The following is a 7,616-nucleotide window of genomic DNA, read 5'->3' on the forward strand; positions in this document are numbered from 1 at the left end:
ATTGTCATGACCACACAGACGGCCAGCGGGGAGACGAGACGAAAGACGGGCGTCACTTTTGCGTCCCGCCTGGCGTTCGAGGATATCCGGCATTCCTACCATGGCAAGGAGACGATTCGCGGGATCTCGCTCGCGGCGGAACCCGGAGAAGTCCTGTGCCTGCTCGGTCCCTCCGGCTCCGGCAAGACGACCTTGCTGCGGATTGCCGCGGGTTTAGAGGCTCAAAGCCATGGCCGGATCGTCATCGACGGCCGCGAAGTTGCTGGTCCGCAAGGTTTCCTACCTCCGGAAAAGCGCGGCGTTGGGCTGATGTTCCAGGATTTCGCACTCTTTCCACATATGACGGTGCTGGAAAACGTTCGCTTCGGGTTGACGGCGCTCTCTGCCAAAGAGGCAATCGCGGAAGCCGGAGCCGCATTGGAGCGCGTCGGCTTGTCGCACCACGCGGCAAAATATCCCCACGCGCTCTCGGGCGGGGAGCAGCAGCGCGTCGCGCTTGCCCGTGCGCTGGCGCCGAGGCCGGGCGTACTTTTGATGGATGAGCCCTTTTCCGGCCTCGACTCCAGGTTAAAGGATACCATCCGGACTGACACATTGACGATCCTGAAGGAGAGTCGCGCAACGGCGATCGTTGTCACGCATGATGCCGAGGAGGCTATGCGGATGGCAGACCGGATTGCGCTTCTAAGGGACGGATCCCTTGTGCAGCTAGGCGCGCCGGCCGATCTCTACAACCGCCCTTGCAGCTTGTTTGCCGCCGCTTTCTTTTCGGAAATCAATGAGTTGTCGGGTGTCGTCAAGGATGGTGCAGCCCAGACGCCGTTAGGCACGGCGCCGGCAGAGGGGTTGGCTGAAGGAAGTCGGGTCTCCGTAGCAGTAAGACTGTCTGATGTCGATGTCGCTGCTGAAGGGGGCGCGGTCGAAGCCCGCATCCTGTCGCGCAGGTTCCTGGGGATTGTAGAATTGCTCACCCTTGCGGTTGCCGGAAGCGACGATCCCATCCGCGCCCGGGTGCGCGCCGGTCGAGTTGCGCCGGGGGTTCACGACGTCTCTGTAACGGTCGCGCCCCGAGACATTTTGGTGTTTGAAAAAGCACCATAAAGAGCTTACATCGATAATACGGTTCTAATGGAGTAGACTATGGGTTCTTTTAGTGTGTGGCACTGGCTGATCGTTCTGGTCATCGTGCTCGTTCTCTTCGGACGCGGCAAGATTCCGGAATTGATGGGCGACGTCGCAAAAGGCATCAAGAGCTTCAAGAAGGGCATCACCGAAGATGATGCTCCGGAGGCAAATGGTACGACGACTGCGAAGACAGTCGATCACAAGCCGGACGAGGCCAAGGAAACCACCCGGTCCTGATAACGGTGGCCGGGCTCCAGGAGCCTCATTAGCATGCTTGATATCGGCTGGACCGAGCTACTTGTCATTGCGATCGTTCTTATCGTCGTCGTAGGTCCCAAGGACTTGCCGCCCATGCTGAGGGCGTTTGGCAAGATGACAGCGAATTTGCGCAAGATGGCGGGTGATTTTCGAACGCAATTCGACGAGGCATTGCGGGAGTCGGAACTTGATGACGTCCGCAAGACGATCTCCGACGCCCAGCGCCTGAACCCGTCCAACGCGCTACGGGATGCAATCAATCCGCTGCGGCAGATGGGCGAGGAGATCAGGGCGGATTTGCAGAAGACGACGCATGTGCCAACACCTGACGTGGTGCCGACCGACATCGAGGCTCGGCAGGCGGTCGAAGGTGTGACGACGGGCGAGGCGGCCGCTGAAGCAAAAAACGCGGCAAATGTGTCGGCGCCCTCTTTGACCCTGCCGTCAACCGCGCCGCCTGTCTCCGCTCCGCTCTCGGGACCTGACCGGCCTCCGTCGGCGGCTGCCGGATCTCCAGCCGAGAAGCCGAAGCCCTCTCGTAAGACTGCTGCCAAGACCAAGCCTGCTGCCGCGCCTGAACCCTCGGCGGGGGCGGCCGAAAAGCCGCAGCGCGGCCGCGCTGCAAAGCCCGCTCCCCGGGTTGCCGAAGAGGTTGCCGCCAAGGCGCCGGCTCGCAGACGTGCGGCGAAGAAGACTGATACCCCGAAGGGTGACGCATGAGCGGTGATTACGAAGACAAACCGCAGCCTCTGATGGAGCATCTGATCGAGCTGCGTACCCGCCTGATGTGGTCGATCGGGGCGTTTTTCGTTGCTTTCGTGATCTGCTTCTTCTTTGCAAAGCAGCTCTTCAACCTGCTCGTCGTCCCTTACAAATGGGCGGTCGTGTGGGCAGGACTCGATCTCGCGAAATCCGAACTGATCTACACGGCGCCGCAGGAGTTCTTCTTCACCCAGGTGAAGGTGGCAATGTTTGGCGCGCTGGTGATCGCCTTTCCGGTTATCGCCTCGCAGCTCTACAAGTTCGTGGCGCCTGGTCTCTATAAGAACGAGCGAGCGGCCTTTCTGCCGTTCCTCGTCGCGTCCCCGATCCTGTTCCTGATGGGCGGTGCGCTGGTTTATTTCTTCTTTACGCCAATGGTCATGTGGTTCTTCCTTGCCATGCAGCAGGCGCCGGGGGAAGGCGATGTCGCCATCTCGCTGCTGCCGCGTGTTTCGGAATATCTGAGTCTGATCATGACGCTGGTCCTGTCTTTCGGCCTGGTCTTCCAGCTGCCGGTCGTCACGACGCTGCTTGCGCGGGTCGGGTTGCTGACCAGCCAATGGCTGAGGGAAAAGCGCAAGTTCGCGATCGTCATCGCTTTCGTGGTTGCCGCCGTGCTCACGCCGCCGGACCCGATGTCTCAGATCGGCCTTGCGCTGCCCACCATCCTTCTCTACGAGATTTCCATCTACGCCGCACGACTCGTGGAGCGCAAACGTGCTGACCAAGCCCTTGCTGAGCAAGCCTCTTCGGACGTTGCGGAGACGGAAAAGGCTTGATCCTTCCGGTCCTGCTTGCGAGTTGGCGGCATCACGCTTCAAAGGCAAGGAACGATGCTCGATATCAAGTGGATCCGGGAAAACGAAGCGGCTCTGGATGAAGCGCTGAAGAAGCGCGGAGCAGAGCCGATGGCTGCAACGCTTCTGTCGCTTGACGACAAGCGCCGCTCTGTCATCCAGAAGCTGCAGGACATGCAGTCTCGCCGTAACGCCGCCTCGAAGGAGATCGGGATTGCGCTCGGACAGAAGAATTCCGAGCTTGCCGAGAAGCTGAAAGCCGAAGTCGCGCAGATCAAGGACACCATGCCCGCCGCCGAACAGGAGGAGCGGGAGGCCGTTGCCGCGCTTGACGATGCACTGTCGCGGGTCCCCAACATTCCGCTTGATGACGTGCCGGTCGGCAAGGACGAGCACGACAATGTCGTGAAGCGCGTGGTGGGCGAGAAGCCGCGCTGGAACCACGCCGCTAAGGAGCATTTCGAGATCGGCGAGGCGCTCGGTTATATGGACTTCGAGCGTGCGGCAAAGCTCTCCGGTGCTCGTTTCACCGTGCTGACCAGCCAACTCGCCAGGATGGAGCGCGCGCTCGGCCAGTTCATGCTCGACATGCATACGACGGAGCATGGCTATACGGAGGTCTCGTCGCCGCTGATGGTTCGTGACGAGGCCATGTATGGTACCGGGCAGCTGCCGAAGTTCGCCGAGGATCTGTTCAGGACGACCGATGGCCGTTGGCTGATTCCGACCGCCGAAGTGACCCTCACCAACCTGGTCTCGGGGGAGACGCTGGAGCAGGAAAAGCTGCCGCTGCGCCTCACCGCACTCACGCCGTCGTTCCGCTCGGAGGCCGGTTCGGCCGGCCGCGACACCCGCGGGATGCTGCGCCAACATCAATTCTGGAAATGCGAGCTGGTGTCGATCACCGATGCCGATAGCTCGATCGCCGAGCATGAACGGATGACCGAATGCGCCGAGAATGTACTGAAGCGGCTCGGACTGCATTTCCGCACGATGACGCTCTGCACCGGCGACATGGGATTCGGTGCCCGCAAGACCTACGACATCGAGGTCTGGCTGCCCGGTCAGGACACCTACCGCGAAATCTCCTCCTGCTCCGTTTGCGGCGATTTCCAGGGCCGCCGGATGAACGCCCGCTATCGTGTCAAGGATGACAAGAACCTCAGGTTCGTGCACACGCTGAACGGTTCCGGCGTCGCCGTCGGGCGTTGCCTGATTGCGGTCATGGAGAACTACCTCAACGAAGACGGATCCATCACCGTTCCCGACGCGCTGCTGCCTTACATGGGCGGCATCACCAAGATCGAGCGGGCGGGCTGATGCGTATCCTCCTGACCAATGACGATGGCATCCATGCGGAAGGTCTCGCGGTGCTGGAACGCATCGCGAGACAGCTTTCCGATGATGTCTGGATCGTCGCGCCGGAAACGGACCAGAGCGGTCTTGCTCATTCGCTGACGCTGTCCGAGCCGCTGCGGCTCCGCAAGATCAGCGAAAAGCACTTTGCCTTGCGCGGCACGCCGACCGATTGCGTCATCATGGGCATCCGCGAAATCTTGCCGGAAAAGCCGGACCTCGTGCTGTCGGGCGTCAATGACGGGGCCAACATGGCCGACGACGTGACTTATTCGGGAACGATCGCGGGCGCGATCGAAGGGACACTCCAGGGTGTACGTTCTTTTGCTCTGAGTCAGGCCGTGCGCCGCGAGAACGGTCGCTTCGCGCCATGGGAAGTGGCGGAATCCTTTGCGCCGGACTTGATCCGGAAATTGAGCGACGTGGAATTGCCTGACGGCACGTTCCTCAACCTCAACTTTCCGAATTGCGAACCGAAGGACGTTCAGGGCGTGGAAGTGACCTCCCAGGGCAAGCTCGATTTCGGCCTGACGATCGATGCCCGCAACGACGGCCGAGGCTTGCCTTACTACTGGTTGCGTTTCGGCGAGCGGAAGGGCCATTTCCGCGATGGAACCGATATCCAGGCCCTCAAGGAAAACAAGATCTCCGTGACGCCGCTTAAGCTGGACCTGACCGATCATTCGGTTCAGGATCGTGTGGCCAAGGCATTGGGATTTGGAGCGGCCGATTGAAATCGGGCATGGTCGAAAGGGAAGGCTTCGCGGCGCTGGTGCTGCGTCTCAGGTCGGAAGGTATTTCCGACCTCGATCTTCTGACTGCCGTCGAGCAGACGCCGCGTTCGCAATTCGTACCCGCCCCCCTCGCGGACGATGCCTATTCCAGCCGCACCGTCCCGATCGACTGCGGATCCTTCATGGAAGGTGCCGATCTTGCCGTCAGGCTTTTGCACCGCCTGCAGGTCAAGCCTGGACACCGTGTGCTTGAAATCGGCACGGGCAGCGGTTTTACCGGAGCGGTCATGGGCCGTATCGCGGAGCGGGTTCTAAGCGTCGAGCGTTACCGCACCCTCGTTACCGCCGCGCAGGAGCGCATGGATGCCCTGGATCTCCGCAATGTCGTCGTGCGCCAGGCCGACGGCAGCAATGGTATGCCGGGCGAGGGCACCTTCGATCGCATCTTCGTGACAGCGGCGTTCCCGTCGCTGCCGCGCTTTTATGCGGAGCAGCTTACCCATGGTGGCTCGATGGTGGCGCCGCTGATGATCGATGACGAGACCTGCATGATGACGCGGCTCACCAAGACGGGTAGCCGGTTCGAGCGGGAGGACCTGTTCACGGTGCCCTACCTGCCGATCATTCCGCATGTGGCCGCGGCGCTCTGAAGAGCTCAATCCAGCCGATTGTTCCATGGCTGCGATAGCTCCGAACGTCATGGTTATCAATTTGACAAAAAAATCGATCTAAGCCGGCCGCTTTAACCGGGCGGTAAGACTAACGCGGTTTAATGACTTACACGATGGTTGCGTATCTGTAGGTCGAGTCATGCGTCATAAGAGTTCTCCGAAATTCGGAAAGTCCGTTGCCAAGTTCGCCGTTGCGGGCCTTCTCGCCAGTGTGGCGACGGGGTGCAGTTCGGATGCGACCCGCTTCTCCGGCCTCTTCTCCAAGTCCGATAATATTACCACGGCATCGATCCCGCAGCGTCAGGGCGGCGGGGCCTATGGTCAGGCGCCCACTCCCAGGGCCGAACTTGCCGGCGGCCAGGCTCTGCCTCCGGTCCCGCAGGGTGACTATGGCTCGCGGAACACGGCTATGAACCAGCCTTATCCAGCAAATTCCGGTGGTTATTCTTCGCCGGCTCGCGCGGCCTCAGCGCCCGTCGCAGTCCAGCGTGCAGAGCTTGCGGCTCCTGGCGCGACGCCTCCAGCTCGCGATCCGGCCAACCGCCAGCAGGCCCTTGCCCAGCCATTCCCGAGCAGCCAGGCCTCAGCGCCGAAGCTCGCGGCTCCGTCGGCTGCGTCAGCCAAGGCCGACAGCCTGACGACCGGAACCGTCAAGCCGATGTCCGGCTGGTCCACGGTCAACGCGCCGAAGGTGACGTTGAAGCCCGGCGAGACGGTGGCGACACTGTCCAAGCGTTACGGCGTGCCGGAAAAGGAGATCCTGAAGGCCAACGGCGGAGCTGTTGCCCCCGGCCAGAGCGTCGTGATCCCCACCTTCGGGCCAGCGCGCAATTCGGCCAAGGTCGCCGCCGGGGATATCGACATTCAGAACAGGGCGCCTGCGCCGGCACAGCAGCCGGAGCAGAAGGTCGCCGTCCTTCCGTCCCAGGCCCGCGACAAGGCGCTTGCCGAGCCCGCCAAGCTCACGCCTCCGGGTGGGAAGCCCATGGGCGGCACCTACACGGTTAAGCCAGGCGATACGCTTACCAAGATCGCACGGGAGACCGGCACCTCCGTCGACCAGCTCAAGGCTTCCAACAATCTTTCCGCCGGCGGTATCCGGGTGGGGCAGACGCTGAAGGTCGCAAACGGTGCCGCAGCGCCCGCAGCCGATCCGGTCAAGACGGCATCCATTCCGCAGCAGCCGACTGAAAAGGCGGCCGCGTCGCCGAAACCTGCCGTAGCCGCAGCGCCCGCCGCCGCTCAGCCGGCAACGCCTGCTTCTGCGCCGGCCGCCAAGGCTCCCGCGGAGACCGCATCGGTCGCCGATGTCGAGAAGAAGTCGGATGTTGCTGCCGCTGCACCACAATCCACGGGCATCAGCAAGTATCGCTGGCCGGTGAACGGCGCGGTCGTCGCGGGCTACGGCCAGAATGTCGACGGAAACCGCAATGACGGTATCGATATCTCGGTCCCGGAAGGCACGCCGATCAAGGCCGCCGAAAACGGCGTAGTCATCTATGCCGGCAACGGCTTGAAGCAGCTCGGCAACACGGTTCTCGTGCGTCACGACGACGGCAAGGTCACCGTTTACGGTCATGCGGGCAACATCAACGTGACGCGCGGCCAGAAAATCACCCGCGGCCAGACGCTCGCCTCTTCCGGCATGAGCGGTGACGCAAAGCGCCCGCAGGTCCATTTCGAGGTCCGCAAGGACGCGACGCCGGTCAACCCGATTACCTTCCTTGAATAATGTAGTGCGTTTCAAGGGGACGGCGGAAAAGCCCGGCAGTGCCGGGCTTTTTTGCGTTGTGCGCCCAGCATGGGCGCATTCTTGTGGGTGCAAGTCCCACCGTGAGCTGGTCACAGCAAGCGAAGAGAAGCGCAACTGCGTGAGGGTGACCGAGCGTGGGGAGGAAGCGTGGATCGAAACT

Annotated in this window: 8 protein-coding genes; all 8 read left to right on the forward strand. The window is 61.8% G+C overall.

All coding sequences use genetic code 11. The features are described from left to right. Nucleotides 1–6 precede the first annotated feature (6 nt). A complete protein-coding gene (locus C5L12_RS25535; RefSeq protein ID WP_105374860.1) occupies nucleotides 7–1,101 on the forward strand; it encodes an ABC transporter ATP-binding protein in 1,095 nt (364 codons plus the stop codon). A 39-nt stretch (nucleotides 1,102–1,140) separates the two neighbouring features. Continuing rightward, nucleotides 1,141–1,362: a twin-arginine translocase TatA/TatE family subunit gene (locus tag C5L12_RS25540; RefSeq protein WP_105374861.1), complete on the forward strand. Its 222-nt coding sequence runs from the start codon at nucleotides 1,141–1,143 to the stop codon at nucleotides 1,360–1,362. A 33-nt stretch (nucleotides 1,363–1,395) separates the two neighbouring features. Then, nucleotides 1,396–2,103, forward strand: a complete 708-nt coding sequence (gene tatB / locus C5L12_RS25545; RefSeq protein ID WP_105374862.1) for a Sec-independent protein translocase protein TatB — start codon at nucleotides 1,396–1,398, stop codon at nucleotides 2,101–2,103. Next, nucleotides 2,100–2,924 (forward strand): twin-arginine translocase subunit TatC, encoded by an 825-nt coding sequence (tatC, locus tag C5L12_RS25550; RefSeq protein ID WP_105374863.1) that lies wholly within the window; start codon nucleotides 2,100–2,102, stop codon nucleotides 2,922–2,924. The genes tatB and tatC overlap by 4 nt, the downstream gene beginning before the upstream one ends. Before the next feature lie 54 nt (nucleotides 2,925–2,978). Further along, on the forward strand, nucleotides 2,979–4,262 hold the full coding sequence (serS, locus tag C5L12_RS25555) for a serine--tRNA ligase (RefSeq protein ID WP_105374864.1): 1,284 nt from the start codon (nucleotides 2,979–2,981) through the stop codon (nucleotides 4,260–4,262). Beyond that, on the forward strand, nucleotides 4,262–5,032 hold the full coding sequence (gene surE / locus C5L12_RS25560) for a 5'/3'-nucleotidase SurE (protein WP_105374865.1): 771 nt from the start codon (nucleotides 4,262–4,264) through the stop codon (nucleotides 5,030–5,032). The genes serS and surE overlap by 1 nt, the downstream gene beginning before the upstream one ends. An 8-nt stretch (nucleotides 5,033–5,040) precedes the next feature. Further along, nucleotides 5,041–5,682, forward strand: coding sequence for a protein-L-isoaspartate(D-aspartate) O-methyltransferase (locus tag C5L12_RS25565; protein WP_425350828.1), 642 nt, complete (start codon nucleotides 5,041–5,043; stop codon nucleotides 5,680–5,682). A 160-nt stretch (nucleotides 5,683–5,842) separates the two neighbouring features. Continuing rightward, nucleotides 5,843–7,435: a LysM peptidoglycan-binding domain-containing M23 family metallopeptidase gene (locus tag C5L12_RS25570; protein WP_105374867.1), complete on the forward strand. Its 1,593-nt coding sequence runs from the start codon at nucleotides 5,843–5,845 to the stop codon at nucleotides 7,433–7,435. Nucleotides 7,436–7,616 lie beyond the last annotated feature (181 nt).

The organism is Neorhizobium huautlense, from assembly GCF_002968575.1.
Classification (GTDB): Bacteria; Pseudomonadota; Alphaproteobacteria; order Rhizobiales; family Rhizobiaceae; genus Neorhizobium; species Neorhizobium huautlense.